Genomic DNA, 19203 nt, shown 5'->3' on the forward strand with positions numbered 1-19203 from the left:
TCGCCAGGCAGAATGGGAGACGAGATATGCGTAAACTGATTATCCTCGGCCTGCTGGCCGCCACTCTTGCGCCCAGCGTCGCTTCGGCCCAGTCGCTGGGTGAAGCCCGCCGCAGCGAACGGAACCTGCGCGAAGAACAGCGCGACCTGCGCCAGGCGCAACGCTATGGCGATCGCCGCGATGTGCGCGAACAGCGCCGCGACGTGCGCGACGCCCGTCAGGAAACTCGTGAGGACTGGCGCGATTATCGCCGCAGCCACCGGGACGTCTATCGCGGCGGCAACTGGCGCGCGCCGTTCCGCTACAGCCAGTGGAACGCCGGTGCGCAGCTTCGCCCCGCTTATTACAACTCGCGCTACTACATTGCTGATCCGCGCCGCTATCGCCTGCCAGGCGTAGGGGCCAACCAGCGCTGGGTTCGCCACTATAACGACGTGCTGCTGGTCAATGTCCGCACCGGCCGCGTGATCCAGGCGCATCGCGGCTTCTTCTGGTAAGCAACCGCTGATCGCATGAAGGAACGGCCCCGGACCATCATGGTCCGGGGCCGTTTCTCTATTCCGCCCGCTTGGCCGCGCTGCCCGTTGCCGGGCAGGCGCGGCCGATGGCCCGCGCGAGGCGCGCCACCAGTCCGAAAGGGGGGTGGACCGATGCTCGAAACACACAAGCGGGCAAAAAGTTCCGCTCCGGCCTTATTATCTGGTCAGGCTGACATTGCCTGCGCGATCAGCTTGCGGCTGTTTTCCACGCCATAAAGCGCAATGAAGCTACCCATCCGCGGCCCCTGATCCGCACCCAGCAGCGTCTGATACAATGCCTTGAACCAGTCGCGCAGCTCGGCAAAGCCGAACGCTTCGTCGTTGCCGATGGCATAGACGATATTCTGGATATCTTCCGCCGACGCCCCTTCGGGCAGAGCGGCCAATTCTGTGTCGAGCCGCTGCAACGCCGCTGCTTCATTGGCGTCCGGCGCGCGGCGCCGAAGCGTGGGGGCCACGAAATCGCGATGATAGGCCAGCGCATGGCCGATCAGCGCGTCCAGTTCAGGATAGGTTTCCGCGTTCGCACCCTCGACATAATTTTGGAGGTAACTCCATACCTGATCGCGCGATGCTTCGCCCATCACGCCGACCAGATTGAGCAGCAGACCGAATGTTACGGGCAATTTGCCTTCCGGCAGCTTGCCGTCATGGACATGATGCACCGGATTACCCAGTTGCTGTTCGATCGCCTGATTGGGATAGTTGACCCGGAACTGCCAATAATCGTCCACGGCGCGCGGAATGACGCCCATATGCAGTTGCTTGGCCTTTTTCGGCTCACGATAGGCGTAGAAGGCCAGACTTTCCTGCGGGCCATAGGTCAGCCATTGCTCCAGGCTGAGGCCATTGCCCTTGGACTTGGAGATTTTCTCGCCCTTTTCGTCGAGGAACATCTCATAATTAAAGCCTTCGGGCGGGCGGCCACCCAGCGCGCGGCAGATTTTGGACGATTGCGTGACCGAATCGATCAGATCCTTGCCCGCCATTTCATAATCGACGCCCAGCGCATACCAGCGCATGGCCCAGTCGACCTTCCATTGCAGCTTTGTCGCGCCCGAAAGGGCCGACATTTCGACCATCTCGCCCTCATCTTCGAAGCGGATCATGCCTGTTTCGGCGTCGATCACTTCGACCGGCACTTGCAACACGATGCCGCTTTTGGGCGAAATCGGCAGGACGGGCGAATAGGTCGCCTGCCTTTCCTTGCGCAAGGTCGGCAGCATGATGTCCATGATCGCCTGATAGCGGCGCAGCACCTGACGCAGCGCTTCATCGAAGGCGCCTGCCTGATAGCGCTCCGTCGCAGACACAAATTCATAATCGAAGCCGAAGCGGTCGAGAAATTCGCGCAGCATCGCATTGTTGTGATGCGCGAAACTTTCGAACTTGCCGAACGGGTCCGGCACCTGCGTCAACGGCTTGCCCAGATATTCCGTCAGCATCGCATGGTTGGGGACGTTTTCCGGCACCTTGCGCAGCCCGTCCATATCGTCGCTGAATGCCACCAGCCGGGTGGGAATATCCGACAGGGCATGGAAAGCATTGCGCACCATGGTCGTGCGCAGCACCTCGTTGAACGTGCCGATATGCGGCAGGCCCGACGGGCCATAGCCGGTCTCGAACAGGATATAGCCCCCTTCGGCGGCGGCTTCGCCGCTGCTCAGGACAGGCTTGTCCGGTGCGCCGTTGGGGTAGCGCTTGAGCAGCTTGCGGGCTTCCTCATAGGGCCAGGACTTGGCCGCCAGCGCAGCGGTGCGGAGAATATCGGTGTCGGTCATGCTTCCAGCCCCTAGCCGTCCGCCTGCCGAAAGGAAACGGCCTTTGACGGCAAATCAGGGTTAAGAATCGCGTCCGCTTTTCAGATTTCATTAACCCTGTTGGCCGATAATGCCGTTTCTGGAGGCACCATGCATATCTTGCGCACCCGCGAACGCATCGTCGTCGACATCGCCATCGTTGTCACGACCGTGCTAGACAGCCTGGAAGGCACGATCGTCGACCTGAGTGAAGGTGGGGCGCAGGTGACTGGCTGCACGCTGCCAGCCGGATCGCAATGTCAGATCGATCTGGACGGTCATGTCACGTTCGGCACGGTGCGCTGGTCCGAGGAGGACCGTATGGGCATCCGCTTCCCCTATGAGATCGGCGATGGACCGCTGTTCGAAAAACTGGAAATGGCGCGGGCCGCGCGCCACGCCCCCGCGGCCTTCCATGCGCGCCCGCGCGTGATGGCTACCGGCGGTGGCGGTTTCGGCCGCCGGACGAGCTGAAACAGGTTTTCCTTTTGTTCCCACTCACCTAAGTCGGGTGCGTGATTGACCCCGCATCCCTGCCCGCACTCCACGCCAGCCATGGCGGCATCTGGCTGCGCGAGGATGGGCGAACCCGCGAACTGGCCAAGGGGCAGGCGATCGGGCGCGCCGCCGAAACGCCCTTGCTGCTGCTCAATGCGCCGCTTACCGGGCAGCGGCTGGGCTATCCCGATCTCAACGGCCTCGACCTGCTGGAATTATGGGCCTTTCTGCACCCTGCCCGCTTTCTGGTGCCAACGCCCAAGGGACTGGCCACCGCGCTGGGCCTGCCCGTTCCCACCAGCGAAGTCGAAATCCCCGCTTTGCTGCAAAGCGCGGCGCAGGCGATGCTGGACCGGATGGGCGCACCGGAATGGCGGGAGCGGGAGGGTGGCTGGACAGCGGCCCAATCGCTGCATCGGCTGCGCTGGCCCTGGGCGCCCATCATTGCCCCGCGAATCGCCAAGCCCAAAGAGGCCGAACGCTGGCTGTTTTCCAAATTGCCCGAATGGGAGGAAGCGCAACCCCGCCCCGCCCCGCGCACGGTGACGCTGGACGAAGGGCAGGTGTTGGCCCGGCTCGACGCGCTGACCGGCGTGGGGGCCGAACCCCGCCCCGGCCAGCGCGCCTATGCCGCCGCCGCGATCGGCGCGTTTCGCCCCCGCGCCCATCGCGACCAGCCCAACATGCTGCTGGCCGAAGCAGGGACGGGCATCGGCAAGACGTTGGGCTATCTCGCCCCCGCCTCGCTCTGGGCGGCTCAAGCACAAGGCACGGTGTGGGTTTCCACTTATACCAAGGCGCTGCAACGCCAGCTCGACCGCGAATCGCTGCGCCTGTTTCCCGATGCCGCCGTTGCGGCCAGCCGCGTGGTGGTGCGCAAGGGGCGGGAAAATTATCTGTGCCTGCTCAACCTGGAGGATGCGTTGCAGGGCGGCTTTACCGGCCGCGCCGCGATATTGGCGCAACTGGTCGCGCGCTGGGCCGCGTTCAGCAAGGATGGCGACATGATCGGCGGCGACCTGCCCGGCTGGTTGCCCACCCTGTTCCGCCGCAACGGATCGACGGCGCTGACCGACCGGCGCGGCGAGTGCATTTATGCCGGCTGCCCCCATTATCGCAAATGCTTCATCGAACGCACCGCGCGGGCATCCGCCGACGCGGACATCGTCATCGCCAACCATGCGCTGGTGATGATCAACGCCGCGCGTGGGCGCGAAACCGGGCAGCGGCCGCAACGCATCGTCTTTGACGAAGGCCATCATCTGTTCGACGCCGCCGATTCGACATTCTCCGTCCTTCTGTCGGGTCAGGAAGCGATCGAGCTGCGCCGCTGGATCATGGGACCGGAGGGCGGATCGCGCGGGCGGCGGCGTGGCCTGTCTGCGCGCCTGTCGGACCTGGCCAGTTACGATGCCGAAGGGGGCGAGGCGATTCGCGACGCCGCCGACGCGGCGCAAGCATTGCCTGCAGACGAGTGGCTGAAACGGGTCGTCGCGGGCGAACCGTTCGGCCCGGTCGAAGCAATGCTGGCCGCCGTGCGCGGCACCGTGTTCGCGCGCGCTGCCGATACAGGCGAAGCGGACGCAGGCTATGGCCTGGAAACCGAACTGGCCGAACCGGACGGGCCACTGGTGGAAGCAGCGCAGGAGGCCGCGCTGGCGCTCGACGCGCTGCTTCGCCCGCTCACCCGCCTGTCGCGGCGGCTGGAAGCCGTGATTGAGGATGCGCCCGACTGGCTGGACGGCGCGGCGCGGGCGCGGATCGAGGGGGCCGTGGCATCGCTGGGGTGGCGGCGCGACCTGATCGGCGCATGGCTGGCGCTGCTGGCGCGGATCGGCGGCCCGGCTGATCCCGACTATGTCGATTGGATGACGGTCGACCGGGTCGAGGGGCGCGAATATGATATCGGCATCCACCGCCACTGGCTGGACCCCAGCAGGCCATTGGCCGAAGCGGTGCTGAAACCCGCGCAGGGAGTGATCGTCACGTCCGCGACGCTGAAAGGGGGCGGCGATTGGGGCAATGCGGAAAGCCGCAGCGGCGCGAGCCACCTGCCCCATGGTGCAGAACGGTTCGAGGCAAGCAGCCCGTTCGATTATGCCGCCCGCGCCGAGGTGCTGATCGTCACCGACATCAAGCGGGGCGACATTGCCGCGCTGTCGGGTGCCTATGGCCGGTTGATCGAGGCGGCGGGCGGCGGCACTCTGGGGCTTTTTACCGCCATCCGCCGGTTGCGCAGCGTCCATGCCCGCATCGCCGACCGGCTGGCGCGCGGCGGCCTGCCGCTTTACGCGCAGCATGTCGACCCGATCGACACCGGCACGCTGGTCGATATTTTTCGCGACGATCCGCGCGCGTCGCTGCTCGGCACCGATGCCCTGCGCGACGGGGTGGATGTGCCGGGCCATTCGCTGCGGCTGGTGGTGATGGAAGGGGTGCCATGGTCCAAGCCGACCGTGCTGCACGCCGCGCGACGACTGGCTGGCGGCGGCAATGCCTATGATGACCGGCTGATCCGCGCGCGGCTGGCGCAGGCATTCGGGCGGCTCATTCGCCGGGCGGAGGACAAGGGCAGTTTCGTCATCCTGTCCGCCGCCATGCCCAGCCGCCTGCTCAGCGCCTTTCCCCCCGGCACGCCGATCCGCCGCCTGACGCTGGACGAAGCGATCATTGCGGTGAGCGTGCAGGCGCGTGCGCAAATACTTGGCGAAGCAGCCGCTTTGGGGCATCAGGGGGCCGAATCCGGCAGCGCCCGTCAGGAGAGAGAATGAAGCGGCTGACCCTGTTGCGCCACGCCAAGTCCGACTGGGACGATCCGGTGGCTCGCGACTTCGACCGCCCGCTCAACCGACGGGGGGAAAAAGCAGCGCTGTTGATGGGCCAGTTCGCCCGCACCCGCGCCATGGCGTTCGACATGCTGGTCGCGTCCCCCGCCGTGCGGGTGGTGCAGACATTGGAGACATTCTTCACCGGCTATGGTCAGGTGTTGGACGCCCATTGGGACCGGCGCATCTATCTGGCATCCTCCCCAATCTTGTTCGACGTGGTGCGCGAGCTTCCCGACAGCGCGGACAGCGTGCTGCTGACCGGACATAATCCGGGGATGGAGGAACTGATCCTCGACCTGGTGGCCGATAATGGTGCCAGCCCGCTGCGCGAGGATGTGGAGGTCAAATTCCCGACCGCCAGCATCGCGGTGCTGGACCTGGCGATCGACACTTGGGCGCAGGCGCGGGACAATGTGGCGACGCTGGCCAGCTTCACCCGCCCGCGCGACCTGGACCCGGCACTGGGTCCGGGTGCGCGCTAGAGTTTCAGCGCACTTGCCAGTTCCGCCCGTATCTTCTCCAGCCGGGCGATCAAACCCCTGTCATCCGTTTGGATAACGGGGCGATCCCCGACTCCGTCGGCTTCACCCAATGCCTTTTGCGCGCCCTTGACCGTGAACCCCTCGACATTGAGCAGCGCATGGATACGCCGGGCCAGCGCGACGTCGGCGGGGCGGTAATAGCGGCGATTGCCGGACCGTTGCAGCGGCCGAAGCTGGGGAAAGCGCGTTTCCCAATAGCGCAGGATATGCTGGGGCAAGGCAAGTTCGTCAGCCAGTTCGCTGATCGTCAGTAATGCACCCTCCGCCTTTTTCATGACGGCGATGTTGCACCCTAAGACCGGCAAACGTCAACCTTGGTAAATTTTGCGGTCAGCGCTTCGTCCGTTCCGGCCGCAGCATCCACGACAGGATCGCGGCCATGACCGACCACTCGCCGCGATCGGGCCGGTGCAGCAGCCCGCAATGATGGGGCTGCGCGCGGCGGACGGGGGCGGTCGGCGCGGATTGCTTGGCACCCCGCGATGGCAGCGGATGGTCAAGCAGCATGACGGCGGCCATCGACAATCTGTTCATAGGCGTGGAACAGCCGGGCAAAATGATCGTCCATGGTGATAACGGTCGGGGCAAGGGCAGTGGCATGGGCGCGGTGCCGTGCCGGTCCGGTGGCGATGAAATGCGCGATCGTTTCCGCCAGACTGTCTGCCTGCGTCGCGCGATAGAGGAAGCCGCTGCCCGGCTGGAGCTGATCCGACGCCCCACCTTCGTCAGGGACGATCACCGGCAGGCCGCTGGCCCGTGCTTCGGACACCGCCATGCAAAAGGTTTCCGCTTCCCCGCCATGGACCAGTGCATCGGCGCTGGCCAGCAGTTCGGCCAGTCTGGCCCGGTCGGATGTGGGCGCGAGCAGCTGGATATGGGGATTGTTCGCCGCAGCCCGACGCACGCGGGCGCGATCGCGCCCGTCGCCCACCAGCACAAGGCCCAGCGGGTTGCGATAGCCTGCCGATGTTGCCGCCTCTATCACCATGGGCCAGCGTTTTTCGGGGGCATGACGGCCCACGCCCAGCAGCAGGGTGGCGTCCGGTCCCAGGCCACAGCGGGCGAGCAGGCGCGCCCGCAGATCCTCATTGCGGCGCGCAGGCGTGAAATGGCCCGGCTCTACGCCCATCGGCAATGTCACGACATTGGCCAGACGCCCCGCCGTCAGCCGCTCGCTCAAACTGTCGCAGGCGCTGACGATCATGTCGAAACTGTCGTCCATCCGCCGCAAATGCCGCCAGTACCAGTCGAACCCCCGGTCGATCGCCTGTCGGCTGAGCATCGACCCGAACCAGCGATAGGCATAGGCCGACAGCGGATCGGCGTGCATGATGAGCGCGCGCGGCGCAGCGCCGGGCCAGCGAGCGACCATCGCCGCGCTGGTCCAGGGGGAGGACGCTTCCACCATGTCGGGTTGCAGCCGGTCGAGCATGGTGTGGAGCGAGGCTTCGTCATCGAAATAGCAATAGCGGCGATCGAACGGGAAGCGGCGCGCGGGCATCATGACAATGCGCCCGCCCCCTGCCGATCCCCCCGTCACCTGCGCTTCCATCACCTGCGCATTGTCCGATGGCGCGACGATGATGATTTCATGCCCCGCCGCTGCCCCGGCCTGCAGTTTGCGCTCCACATAGGTTTTCACGCCACCGCCGCGCGGCGCGTAAAAGGCGCAGACATCCACGATCCGCATGGCTCATTTCCCCCCTGGGCCAAAGGACAACAGCCCCCGGCGATAATTGACGATGATGCCGATGCGCGTTGGCCCAGCCCCCACGGCGGCGCTGGCCGCAGCGGCACGCGGCTTGGCCAGTCCCAGACGGGGGTTGGCCGCAAATCCGACGCCGTCGATCGACAAAGCGAAGCGCCGGTTGGCGTCGCGGTCGTGCAGCAGACTGAGCGCATAGGTGCCAGGCGCGGGCGCACGGATGCACAGATGGACCGGCCCGGATTCAGGCACCGGCACATCCACCCGCGCAAAGGGCTTGCCCGCCGCGATCAGTTGATTGTCGTCGGCCAGGAAATCGGCGTCGTTGGCGGGATAGAGTTCCAGCTTGAGCCGGCCCGCCCGGTCCTTCAGGCCCGTGACATCGACCAGATAGGCTGGCCCCCGCTCATCCGCGCGGCATTGCCCCTCTGCCTTGCCAAGGTCGGGCGTGGAAGCGATCGTCGCGGTCGCCAGCAGCAGCGCGCCGATCATCGCGTCCGTCCTTCGCGCAGCAGTTCGGCCGTACCCAGCACCATGCCCAGCAGCAGATGCGCCAGCAGGATGAGCGAAGCCATCAGCGCCATGGCCGACACGATTTCGCTGTCCCGCCCAATCAGGAAGGCCGCCATCCCGGCAAAAACGACATCCTTGTTGGGCAGGAAGGGCAGGCGCGAAATCAACTGGCGCAACGTGCCGAGCAGCAGCCACCAGCTGAGCGCGACATCAGGCAACAGCATGTGCCACATTAGCGCGGCAAGGCAGGTCGTGGCGACGATGCGGGCGAGGTGGATGGCCGCGACGATCCATAATTCGCGGCGGGGCAAGGTGAACAGCCGTCGCCGCAGCAGCATCGCAGCCAGCGACGTCGCCAGCACGAACAGCAGCGATCCGCCCACTTCCCAACTGTTCAGCCCGACATCGACGCCGCCCAGCAGCGGCAGGGCCAGCCCCAGCATGAGCAGCGTCACCCCGTTGCCGACCAGCGCGGACATGATCGTCACATCCTTGATCGCGCCGAAGGGGGCAGTCGTGATCTTTGCATGGCGGCGCGCCCAGGCGTAGAAATAGACTTCGCCCAGATAGCCCAGCAGGATTTCATTGCTGACCAGCTTGCGCAGCAGCGCGACGAAGCCGTCGGCAGGGATAGTCCACAGACGGCGAAAAATCACCCATTCGGATAGGGGACCAGCCAGATAATAGAAGGCCAATGCGACCCAGAAACCCGGCGCTTGCGGCACCAGCGCGATCAGGCTGGCGAGATCGGTGTCACGAAACTGGACGAGCGCGACGATCAGGATCAGCGCGGACAGCAATGGCCCGGCCCAGCGGACCCAGTTGCGCCCCTGCGCGATCAGCGGCTGGGGGTCGAGCGCGCCAGCGTCGATCGACGTGGCTGGCTGAGATAGGCACAGGGTCGAGGAGGGTCCGGTCATGTCAGGCTCGGCGTTGTGGAGGGGAAGGGTAATGGGGTGCGCCGGGTCGCGGCGAAGGCCCGCAGATAGGCGGGCGCGGCGCGTTCCAGCGTGAAGCGGCGCGCCTGTTCCAGACTGGCGTCGGCGTCTTGCGAGAGCGTATCGGCCTGCGATATGGCGACAGCGAGATGGACAGTGTTGCGCGATGTAACCAGTTGACCCAAAACGCCATTTTGAAGCAATTCGGGCATGGCTGCGCTGCATTGCGTGGCGATGACGGGCAGGCCCACGGCCAGCGCTTCCAGCAGGACGGCGGGGACGCCTTCATAGTCGGAGGCGAGCAGGAAAACGTCCGCATCGCCGATACAGGTGGCGGGATCGGCAACATAGCCCATCAGGGTGACGCGGGCGTCGATGCCAAGTCGTTGCGATAACGTAATGATATGGCTTCGCGCCGGGCCTTCGCCATAAATGTGCAAGCGGTCGTCGGCGCGGCTGCCCTGCGCGAAGGCATGGAGCATCAGCGTATAGTTTTTTTGGGCCACGAGGCGACCGATCGCGACGAACAGCCTGCCCTTCCCATCGCCAGCGCGCCGCGCGGCACGCAGGCGGGCGATCTGGTCGAGCGAGAGCGCGGGATCGGGAATGATGCTGACTGCGCCGGATGCCGGACGGATCAGCCGGACGATTTCCTGCTCCAGCCCCGGTGCCATCGCCACGAAATGGTCGATGCAGCGCCCCTGCACCCGCAGCCATGCCCGGTAGGCGATGCGCGCGGGCCACGCCATTTCGCGCCGTTCCAGATCGTTGCTGATCTTTGCCACGATCGGCGGGCAGGCGCGGCCGAGCAGCAGTTTCATCGCGACAGCGACCACGGCATAGCAGTTGCCCGCGCAAAACAGGGCGTCGGGGCGCAACCGCCGAATGGTGAAGGGCAATGTGGCAATCATCCACAGGGTTTCGCAACGCGCCGTGGAGATGGGCAGCGGGCGCGGAACATGGCCATCCAGCTTCAGGTCCGGTTCTTGCCGCATCGCGCCGTCAGTGCGGCCCAGGAACAGCGGCGCGTCCACGCCCGCCGCGCGCCAGTGGCGCACCAGCCGCAACGCGACGCGCTCCACCCCGCCCGGCTCGAAACTGTGCAGGAAGGTCAGGATGCGCATTGGGTCAGGCCGCCAGCAGATCGGCGTAGCGCGCTGGCATATGGGTGCGCGTCATGCGCGCCAGCGTGCGGTCTATACTGGCCCGCAAAGCAGGCACGTGGGCGTCGCCGGGATGGACCGCCACCCGCGCGACGGGCGCAAAGCCAAGCAGCGGCGGCAGGACACGGGCGGCGAACAAGGACGCGGCGATCCGCACACGGCTGCGGCTGGCCCAGGTGATGACCGGGCCGCGCGCCACGATCCGCCCCGATGGCGGGTGCCACACCGTCATATGATCTTCCGCCAGGGCAAAGCCCGCCTGCGCCAGAGCGGCGCGCGCAGGCACGCCATAGAGCCAGGCCGGGGCAATGAAGCCCGCCACGTCCCGGCCGGTAATCTGTGCGATGAGTGTGCGGGCGTTGGCCATGCGCTGGGCCGCGCGCGGGCCGTCCAGCCCCAGAAATTCGCCCTCCCCCGCAGTCATGTGGCGGGCGCGCAGCCGGGCGCTCATGCCGTCATGCACGCTGTCGTCGCGGTGGAACCAGCCATGGGCGAACATGCTTACGCCCTGATCGGCCCAGTTGCGCAGGCGTGTGGCGAAGGGCGAGCCGGGGATCAGGAGATGTTGGCCCATATGATCGGGCACGACCAGCATCGCCAGCGCACGCAACGGGACATGGCGGGCCAGCTGCTCCAGCAACAGGTCAACTTCCCGTTCGAAGCGGGGACCAACATCATGGATGGAGACAAGAAGTCTTTTCACGGCGCGCCCTGCACATCAAAACGAGTGTCGTTGCGCTCGTTCATATCGTCGCCAGCGATGACTTAATTGTTACAAACATTTCGCCATGGTAATTTTACGCTACCAATTCAGGTTACTTATATTCGTAATATATTATCCAATCTAGTATCGTAACGATATATTATGAAAATATAGTGTCATTTCTGTGAATAGATTGCAACCAATATTTCACTGGACTGACACCGCAATGTCGTCACCCCGACTCATCCCTGCGCTAGACGCCGGCCTTGGGGGGACGTCATCATGATCAAAGCTTTTCGAGCCTTGCTGTTCACGGGCATGGCGATGCTGGCGACATCGGGCGCGACCAGCGAGGATCAGGGATTCCACCCGATCGCGCGGTCCGGTGTCGTCATGCCCGACATGGCTGGCGGGGCGCTGTCGGTGATGACCTATAATATCAGGGGGCTGCCCTGGCCGGTGGCGACGGGGCGCAGCGCGGCGCTGGACCGGATCGCCGGGCGATTGGTCGCGCTGCGGCGCGCCGGGCAGCAACCGCACGTCATCCTGCTACAGGAAGCCTTTTCCAGCGAAGCGCAGGCGCTGGCCGCCCGATCGGGCTACCGCCATGTCGCCTTTGGCCCGGACGCCGCGCTGCGCAGCCAAGCCAGCCCGGATGCCGCCGATGCCGCCTATTTGCGCGACGCGCGCTGGGACCGGGGCGAAGCAATGGGCAAATCACTGGGCAGCGGCCTCATCATCCTGTCCGACTATCCGATAGAAGCGACCGAGCGGCTGGCCTTTCCCGATTTCGCCTGCGCCGGGTTCGATTGCCTGGCCAACAAGGGCGTGATGATCGCGCATCTGGCCGTGCCGGGCGCGGGCCGGGTCGCCATCGTCAACACCCATCTGAACGCGCGCAAGGCAGCGGGCGTCGCCATCGCCCGGACGCAATTGGCCTATCGGCGGCAAGTGGCGCTGATGACGCGCTTCATTGCGGCCCATGTGCCGCAGGGCGAGAGGCTGGTGCTGGGCGGCGACATGAACATCGGCGGCGACCCGCAACGCCGCGCCGCCTTTTTCGGCGAATTTGCCAGCGCCCGCCTGCCCTTCGTCGCGGTGACGCGGGGTGGCGCGCAGCAGGCGGCAGAGCGCGACGATGTGGCGGAGAACGACCTGTTGCACAGCATCGGCAAGGGCAAGGACTGGCTGTTCGCGCGCGGCGCGGCAGGCGCAGGCGCAATGGTGCTGGGCGCGCACACGCCCTTCGGCAGCGAGGCGCAGGGCGAACCGCTGTCCGACCATGTCGGCTATGTCGTCCATTATGCCATGGCAGAGGGCGGCGCCGACGCGCCGGTGCGGATTGCCATGGCGGAGTCGCGCTGATGCGCGTGGTTCCTCTGGCGCTGGCGCTGCTCATGGTTCCCGGTGTCGCACTGGCGCAGGATCAGATGCTGGGCGAAGGCATTCGCTTCACGCTGAAGCCGCGCACGGTGACGCTGGTGCTGCGCACGGGCGCAGCAGTCGAACGGGCGCGGTTGACGCGCCTCAGCCCGGTGGCGGCGGACGATCGCGGCCATGTCATGGACGTGCTTGTCCAGCGGCAACGGTTCAGCCTGTCGCGTGAGGGGCGCGCGGCGATCGACCCGCTGACGGTATCGGGATTTCATCCGCGTAGTCGCCTGTTGCTGCTGTCGGTGGAGGACCGGGTGCCGCTGGACCATGGCATCACCGTCATGGCGGGGTTTCAGGGCGTGAAGATCAGCAATCGCAGCGCCAATGTCACGGCGATCGGCAGCAATGACCGGCTGCGCACGCGCGACGGGTTTCTGCCGCGCATAGGCGTTGCAGTGGATGTTGCGCCGGGCGTCGATCTGGGGCTGGCCTATCGGCAGACACTGCGCGGCTTTGGCGAGACGGGCGTGTCGGGTCCGTTGGGTATGACGCGCGAGGATTTCCGCGCGATGGTGCAAACGCTGCGTCCCGAACGGCATGGTCGTCTGGCGGCCCATATCGGCTGGACGCCCGCGCCCGGCCTGTCGCTGACGATCGGCGCGCATGACGGGCGAATCGCGGACCGGCTTTCGTTTGTGGAAGGTGGCTATATGCCGCGCAATGGCGGGTCGGCGCAGCTGCGTGGGGGGAGCGTTGCCGTGCGGCATCATCTGTCCCGGCGCTGGCACTGGTCGATGCGCTATACTTCTACCCGCCTGCATCAGGATGATGGCATCAGCGCCCACGAAAATGCGGTGTCGGTCGAGGCGGGATGGCGCGCGGGACGGTGGAACGCAATGCTGCGCGGGACGAAGGGCAGCACGCCGATGCTGGCCGGCGACATTGGCCGGTGGAACCCGCGCGTGCGGGTGGAGGGGGAGATGCGCTATCGCCTGCCCGGTGCGGTGGATGTTTCGCTGCGGCTGACCGATCCTGATCGGCTGGCCAGCAGTGCCTTCCTGCGCGACGATCCGGCCGGGCCGGTGCGCGCGGGCGATCAGGCGCGGGGGTTGATGTTGGGCGTGGCGATGCCGCTTTAGCGCGCCATGCGTTTGTCATCATCGGCCAGTAACGGTCGGGTGCTATGAGCAACACCATCCGCCTGATATGCGCCCTGACACTGGCGATCAGCGCCGCGCCTGCATGGGCCAGTGAGCCGCTGCGCATCCCCGCGCCCGAAGCACGGCAGGGCGCGGCATCCGACGGCACCCATGCCTACGCGATCGACAATGACCGGATTGGCAAATATCGCATCGCCACGGGGCAGCGAGTCGCGGGCTGGCAAGGCGAGCGGCGGCTGTTCCCGCATATGAACAGTTGCACGGTCGCAGGGCATGAACTGGTGTGTGCCGCGTCCAACTATCCCGCCGTGCCGCAAACCAGCGCGGTCGAATTTTTCGACACGCGCACGTTGCGCCATCTGCGCACCGTCAGCCTGGGGATCGGCCCCGGATCGCTGACTGTGCTGGACCGGCATGGCGGCAAATGGTGGGCGGTGTTCGCGCAATATGCGGGCAAGGGCGGCGAGCCGGGGCGCGACCATCGCTACACGCAACTGGTGCGGATGGACGACGCTTTCCGGCAGGAAGCGGCATGGACCTTTCCGCCCGCTATCCTTGATCGCTTCGCCCCGTTCAGCTGTTCGGGTGCAAGCTGGAGCGGCGACGGGCGGCTCTATGTGACCGGGCATGACCGGCCCGAACTCTATGAAGTACGTATCCCGCAGGCCGGATCGCAACTGGAACTGGTGCGCACGATCCCCATACCGACGCCGGGGCAGGCGATCGACTGGGATCCGCGCGTGGCGGGGCGGCTCTGGTCCATCGACCGGGCGGCCACGACCATGGTGGCAAGCGACTTGGCGAGCGATATCGCGGACAAGTGACGCCAGCGGGGCGATTGTTTCACCCCTGTCACATCATCGACTTGGCTCCGTCACCTGTCCCACATCGCAGTGCAACATCGCGCGTCTAGGTCGCCCCCATTCACCAGTCCAAAAGGGGGACTTTTATCACCATGCGTATTTCCACCGCACTTCTCATGGCGTCGAGCGCGTTCATCGCCCTGCCCGCCTTCGCGCAGGACGCCACGCCCGCCGCAGCCGAAGCGCCCGACGCGGCCACCATCATCGTGTTCGGCCGGGGCGAAACCCGGCAGGTGCAGGAAATCGGCGCGCGCGACATCGTAACGCTGACGCCCGGCACCAATCCGCTGAAAGCCATCGAAAAGCTGCCCAGCGTCAATTTCCAGTCGGCCGACCCGTTCGGCAATTATGAATGGTCGCAGCGCATCACTATCCGCAGCTTCAACCAGAACCAGCTTGGCTTTACCTTCGATGGCATCCCGCTGGGCGACATGAGCTATGGCAATCATAACGGCCTGCACATTACCCGCGCGATCAGTTCCGAAAATATCGGCAGCGTGCGCGTGTCGCAGGGGGCCGGGTCCATCGGCACGCAGGCGACCAACGCGCTGGGCGGCACGGTGGAAAGCTTCTCGGTCGATCCCGCCGATGTGATGGGCGGGCAGGGCAACCTGACCTATGGCTCCAACGAAACCTGGCGCGGCTTTGCCCGGCTGGCGCTGGGCAGCCGCGACGGTATCCGTGCGCTCGTTTCCTACGGCTATGGATCGACCGACAAATATAAAGGCACCGGCACGCAGGACCAGCATATGGGCAATGCCAAGCTGATCGTCCCCATCGGCGACGTGACGCTGGACGGGTGGCTCAGCTATTCGGACCGGCGCGAGCAGGACTATCAGGACATGTCGATGGGGATGATCAATCGCCTCGGCTATGACTGGGACAACACTTACCCCGATTATGCCCGCGCGATCGACTATGCCAGCCGCTACAATGACGTTGACGTGCGCAGCAACAGCGGCGGGTCGCCCTTCCCCGACGGCCGGTTCGATTATAGCGGCGCGAATGTGGCGACGGGTCAGGTCTATCCCGGCAATGTCACCAGTGCGGACGACGCCTATTATGACGCGGCGGGCCTGCGCAAGGACTGGCTGGGCGCTGTCGGCATCAGCGCGCCGATCGGCGATGCCGCTTCGGTCAAGCTTAAGGGCTATTATCACAATAACAAGGGCATGGGCCTGTGGGGAACCCCCTATGTCCCCAGCCCCAACGGCGTGCCGATGTCGGTGCGCACGACCGAATATCAGATGGACCGGATCGGTATGTTCGGCAGCGTCGATTTTGCGCTGGGCATCCAGAATTTCACCGTCGGCGGCTGGTATGAAAATAACAAGTTCAATCAGGCGCGGCGCTTCTACGCCTTTGCCAGCCGGACCGAACCGGGCCTGAGCTTCCGCGATTATCCGACCAATCCGTTCGCCACCCAATGGGCGTTCGATTTCACCACCGACACGATCCAATATCATGTGCAGGACAAGATCGACCTGGGCATGGTGACGATCAATCTGGGCTGGAAGGGGTTTCAGGTTACCAACAAGGCCGAAGCCGTCGTCCAGGCGACTTTCCCCGAAGGCAAGATCAAGGCGCGCGACTGGTTCCAGCCGCACGCGGGCATCGCACTGGAACTTTCGCCCCAGGCCGAACTGTTCGGCGGCTTCACCCAGGCGACCCGCGCCTTTGCCAGCGCGACCACGACTGGTCCCTTCTCGACCAACCAGGCCGGTTTCGACGCGATCAAGAACAGCCTGAAGCCCGAACAGTCCGACACATGGGAAGCGGGCCTGCGCTATCATGACAGCCGCTTCAACGGCGTGATCGGTGCCTATCTGGTCAATTTCCGCAACCGCCTGCTCGCGGTACAGGTCGGATCGGCGATTCAGGGCAATCCGTCCGCGCTCCAGAATGTCGGCAATGTCCGCTCCTTCGGCTTCGAAGCGGCGGGTGACCTGAAACTGGGCAGCGGTTTTGGCGTCTATGGGTCGTACAGCTATACCGATGCGACCTATCGCAACGATGTATTGAACGGCAATGGCGTGCTGGTCGCCGCGATCGCGGGCAAGACCGTGGTGGACAGCCCCAAACATATGCTGCGCGGCGAAATCAACTATGAACGCGAAGGGGCGTTCGGCCGGATCGGTGCCAACTATATGTCGCGCCGCTATTATACCTACACCAACGACCAGTCGGTGCCGGAACGGGTGATCGTCGATGCCTCCATCGGCTATCGCTTCACCGACAAGCTGGAATTGCAGCTGAACGCGACCAACCTGCTCGACGAACGCTATGTCGGGACGATCGGGTCGGGCGGCTTCGGCAATAGCGGCGATGGCCAGACCCTGCTGGTCGGCGCACCGGCGCAATTCTTCGCCACGGTGAAGGCGGGCTTCTGATCAAAACGGGCGGAGGGCCGGGTCCGGCCTTCCGCCTGACCACGCGCGCAACGATATGGCCCGTCATGCCCCAACCGGCATGGCGGGCCTTGTCGCATGGACGCGACAAAGCGTTGCGCGGAATATGTCGTTAATCTCAGCAAAGCCCTGCAACAGCAGGAAAATGGTGACCCCTACGGGAATCGAACCCGTGTTTCAGCCGTGAAAGGGCCGCGTCCTAACCGCTAGACGAAGGGGCCACTGGCGACGCCATCAAATGGCGCTGCGAAGCGAGGCGGGCATTAGGAGGAGACGGCGCGACGGTCAACCCCCTTTCCGCCAGTTATGATAATCGCGGCTCAATCGGCCCAGGCCGCGTCCTCCAGATGCAGCTCGGCAGCGGGGCGGCTGCCCCAGTCGTCGATCTTCGCGCGGCCCGCAACCCATAGCCGCCGGTCGCGCGGCGCACCCAATATCGCCTGCCCCAATTCCGTCTCGGCCTGGCGAAAGGCGATCGCCTTGAAGGATTTGCCATCGTCCCCGCCCAATATGGCGCGCAGATGGCCGTTGCCCACAATGTCCGCCTTGATCACCCGCATCGGCCCGGCGGCTATGCGTGGGGCGGGCCAGCCTGCACCATAAGGGCCGCCCTGTTCGATGGCGGCGATATAGTCGGGATTGACGCCCGCCGGGGCCAGCACCGCGTCGATCAGCAGCGCCCGGTCGTCGCGCGCCCGCGCCACCGCGCCCTCCAGCCGTTCGCCCAGAAAATCGGCGAGCGCGTCGATCTTGCCTTCCTCGACCGTCAGGCCCGCCGCCATGGCATGGCCGCCGCCTGCGACCAGCAGTCCGCTATCCCTGGCCGCCAGCACGGCCGCGCCCAGATCGACGCCCGAAATGGACCGGCCCGACCCCTTGCCCACGCCCGCATCGTCCAGCGCGATGACAATGGCCGGGCGTCCGGCCTTTTCCTTGATTCGCCCGGCGACGATGCCAATGACGCCGGGATGCCAACCCTTGCCCGCGATCACCGCGACGGCGCGATTGTCCTGCGCGGCGAGCAACGCTTCGGCTTCTTCCTGCACGCCCGATTCGATGGCGCGCCGTTCCTCATTATAGTGGTTGAGTTGCTGCGCTATGTGCGCGGCTTCGGCGGGATCCTCCGTCGTCAGCAACCGCACGCCCAGATCCGCCTGCCCCACGCGCCCGCCCGCATTGATGCGCGGTCCCAGCGCAAAGCCCAGATCATGGCATAAGGGCGCACGCGTCAGACCGCTGGCGTCGATCAGCGCGGCCAGTCCGACATTGCGCCGCTTGCCCATGATTTTCAGCCCCTGCGCCACGAAGGCGCGGTTCAGCCCGCGCAATTGCGCGACGTCCGCCACCGTACCCAGCGCCACTATGTCCAGCAGGGCCATCAGGTCCGGTTCTTTGCGTGCCGCGAACCAGCCACGCGCGCGCAGCACCCGCACCAGCGCCGCGCCCAGCAGGAAGGCGACTCCTACTGCGGCCAGATGGCCATGGGTGGCCGCTTCCGCATTTTCGTCCAGCCGGTTGGGGTTCACCAGCGCCAGCGCCAGCGGCAGCGCTGTCGCGCATTTATGATGGTCGACCACCACCACATCCACGCCCACGGCGCGCGCCTGCGCCAGTGCATCGAACGCCTGCGCCCCGCAATCGACGGTGACGATCAGGCTGGCCCCCTCCCCCGCCAGCCGCACCAGCGCTTCGCCCGACGGGCCATAGCCCTCCATCAGCCGGTCGGGGATATAGGGTCTGGCAGCCAGTCCCAGGTCACGCAGCAGCCGGATCAGCAGCGCCGCACTGGTCGCGCCATCGACGTCATAGTCGCCGAAGATGCGCACATCTTCCTGATCGCGGATCGCATCGGCCAGGCGCTCCGCCGCAACGTCCATGTCCTGAAACAGGCTGGGGTCGGGCATGAAGGCGCGGATCGTGGGGTTACGGTGCGCGTCGAGCGCATCGCGCGGACAGCCGCGCGCCAGCAGCAATTGCGTCACCAGATCGTCGGGGACAAAGCCCGGATCGCGCGCATCCGCGCCGCCACCGCGCCATTTCCACGGTTGGCCAAGGATCGAACGGGCGACATTGAGTGCATAGGTCATGTCCGCGCTCCTAGAGGCTTTCGCGCTTGTGCGGAAATGCTGTATGCGCACCCCCAGCTATTTTCGCGCTGTCGCAGAAATGC

17 protein-coding genes and 1 tRNA gene are annotated in these 19203 nt (G+C 65.5%); 8 read left to right on the forward strand and 10 right to left on the reverse strand.

The window, feature by feature from the left end; translation table 11 throughout:
- The first annotated feature begins 26 nt into the window (after positions 1-26).
- On the forward strand, positions 27-497 hold the full coding sequence (locus SPBM01_RS10275) for an RcnB family protein (protein ID WP_188065394.1): 471 nt from the start codon (positions 27-29) through the stop codon (positions 495-497).
- A 206-nt stretch (positions 498-703) separates the two neighbouring features.
- On the opposite strand, the gene SPBM01_RS10280 is transcribed toward SPBM01_RS10275, so the two are convergent.
- A complete protein-coding gene (locus SPBM01_RS10280; protein ID WP_188065395.1) occupies positions 704-2320 on the reverse strand; it encodes a lysine--tRNA ligase in 1617 nt (538 codons plus the stop codon).
- Positions 2321-2449: 129 nt separating this feature from the next.
- On the opposite strand from SPBM01_RS10280, the gene SPBM01_RS10285 reads away from it, so the two are divergent.
- The 3 genes from SPBM01_RS10285 to SPBM01_RS10295 are packed head-to-tail and all read left to right on the forward strand — an operon-like array spanning position 2450 to position 6146.
- The gene (locus SPBM01_RS10285) at positions 2450-2812 is read left to right on the forward strand and encodes a PilZ domain-containing protein (RefSeq protein WP_188065396.1); all 363 of its coding nucleotides are present in this window, start codon (positions 2450-2452) and stop codon (positions 2810-2812) included.
- Between the two features lie 41 nt (positions 2813-2853).
- Positions 2854-5607 carry an ATP-dependent DNA helicase gene (locus tag SPBM01_RS10290; protein WP_188065397.1) on the forward strand — a complete coding sequence of 918 codons (2754 nt, stop codon included), beginning with the start codon at positions 2854-2856 and terminating at the stop codon, positions 5605-5607.
- Positions 5604-6146, forward strand: coding sequence for a SixA phosphatase family protein (locus SPBM01_RS10295; RefSeq protein WP_188065398.1), 543 nt, complete (start codon positions 5604-5606; stop codon positions 6144-6146). The genes SPBM01_RS10290 and SPBM01_RS10295 overlap by 4 nt, the downstream gene beginning before the upstream one ends.
- Here SPBM01_RS10295 and SPBM01_RS10300 read toward each other — a convergent pair.
- Genes SPBM01_RS10300 through SPBM01_RS10330 form a run of 7 tightly spaced genes read right to left on the reverse strand, consistent with a single transcriptional unit; the run spans position 6143 to position 11228 of the window.
- Complete coding sequence (locus tag SPBM01_RS10300; protein ID WP_188065399.1) at positions 6143-6481, reverse strand: MerR family transcriptional regulator; 339 nt, start codon at positions 6479-6481, stop codon at positions 6143-6145. The genes SPBM01_RS10295 and SPBM01_RS10300 overlap by 4 nt on opposite strands.
- 55 nt (positions 6482-6536) lie before the next feature.
- A complete protein-coding gene (locus tag SPBM01_RS10305; protein ID WP_188065400.1) occupies positions 6537-6713 on the reverse strand; it encodes a hypothetical protein in 177 nt (58 codons plus the stop codon).
- Positions 6703-7896: a glycosyltransferase gene (locus SPBM01_RS10310; RefSeq protein WP_188065401.1), complete on the reverse strand. Its 1194-nt coding sequence runs from the start codon at positions 7894-7896 to the stop codon at positions 6703-6705. Before SPBM01_RS10310 ends, SPBM01_RS10305 begins: the two co-directional genes overlap by 11 nt.
- A 3-nt stretch (positions 7897-7899) precedes the next feature.
- The gene (locus tag SPBM01_RS10315; protein ID WP_188065402.1) at positions 7900-8403 is read right to left on the reverse strand and encodes a DUF2141 domain-containing protein; all 504 of its coding nucleotides are present in this window, start codon (positions 8401-8403) and stop codon (positions 7900-7902) included.
- A complete protein-coding gene (locus tag SPBM01_RS10320; RefSeq protein ID WP_262504391.1) occupies positions 8400-9344 on the reverse strand; it encodes a hypothetical protein in 945 nt (314 codons plus the stop codon). Before SPBM01_RS10320 ends, SPBM01_RS10315 begins: the two co-directional genes overlap by 4 nt.
- Positions 9341-10486, reverse strand: a complete 1146-nt coding sequence (locus tag SPBM01_RS10325; RefSeq protein WP_188065403.1) for a glycosyltransferase — start codon at positions 10484-10486, stop codon at positions 9341-9343. Before SPBM01_RS10325 ends, SPBM01_RS10320 begins: the two co-directional genes overlap by 4 nt.
- A 4-nt stretch (positions 10487-10490) precedes the next feature.
- Positions 10491-11228 (reverse strand): DUF2334 domain-containing protein, encoded by a 738-nt coding sequence (locus SPBM01_RS10330; RefSeq protein ID WP_188065404.1) that lies wholly within the window; start codon positions 11226-11228, stop codon positions 10491-10493.
- Between the two features lie 282 nt (positions 11229-11510).
- Here SPBM01_RS10330 and SPBM01_RS10335 point away from each other — a divergent pair, with 282 nt between their 5' ends.
- From SPBM01_RS10335 to SPBM01_RS10350, 4 genes are all read left to right on the forward strand, one after another.
- Positions 11511-12593, forward strand: coding sequence for an endonuclease/exonuclease/phosphatase family protein (locus tag SPBM01_RS10335; RefSeq protein ID WP_188065405.1), 1083 nt, complete (start codon positions 11511-11513; stop codon positions 12591-12593).
- Positions 12593-13741, forward strand: a complete 1149-nt coding sequence (locus SPBM01_RS10340; RefSeq protein WP_188065406.1) for a TonB-dependent receptor domain-containing protein — start codon at positions 12593-12595, stop codon at positions 13739-13741. Before SPBM01_RS10335 ends, SPBM01_RS10340 begins: the two co-directional genes overlap by 1 nt.
- Before the next feature lie 44 nt (positions 13742-13785).
- Positions 13786-14586 (forward strand): hypothetical protein, encoded by an 801-nt coding sequence (locus SPBM01_RS10345; RefSeq protein ID WP_188065407.1) that lies wholly within the window; start codon positions 13786-13788, stop codon positions 14584-14586.
- 131 nt (positions 14587-14717) lie between these two features.
- The gene (locus SPBM01_RS10350; protein WP_188065408.1) at positions 14718-17015 is read left to right on the forward strand and encodes a TonB-dependent receptor; all 2298 of its coding nucleotides are present in this window, start codon (positions 14718-14720) and stop codon (positions 17013-17015) included.
- Positions 17016-17179: 164 nt separating this feature from the next.
- On the opposite strand, the gene SPBM01_RS10355 is transcribed toward SPBM01_RS10350, so the two are convergent.
- Both SPBM01_RS10355 and recJ read right to left on the reverse strand, forming a co-directional pair.
- Positions 17180-17254: transfer RNA gene (locus tag SPBM01_RS10355), tRNA-Glu, on the reverse strand.
- A gap of 99 nt (positions 17255-17353) precedes the next feature.
- On the reverse strand, positions 17354-19120 hold the full coding sequence (recJ, locus tag SPBM01_RS10360; RefSeq protein ID WP_188065409.1) for a single-stranded-DNA-specific exonuclease RecJ: 1767 nt from the start codon (positions 19118-19120) through the stop codon (positions 17354-17356).
- Positions 19121-19203: the final 83 nt, after the last annotated feature.

Source organism: Sphingobium sp. KCTC 72723, from assembly GCF_014280435.1.
Lineage (GTDB): Bacteria > Pseudomonadota > Alphaproteobacteria > Sphingomonadales > Sphingomonadaceae > Sphingobium.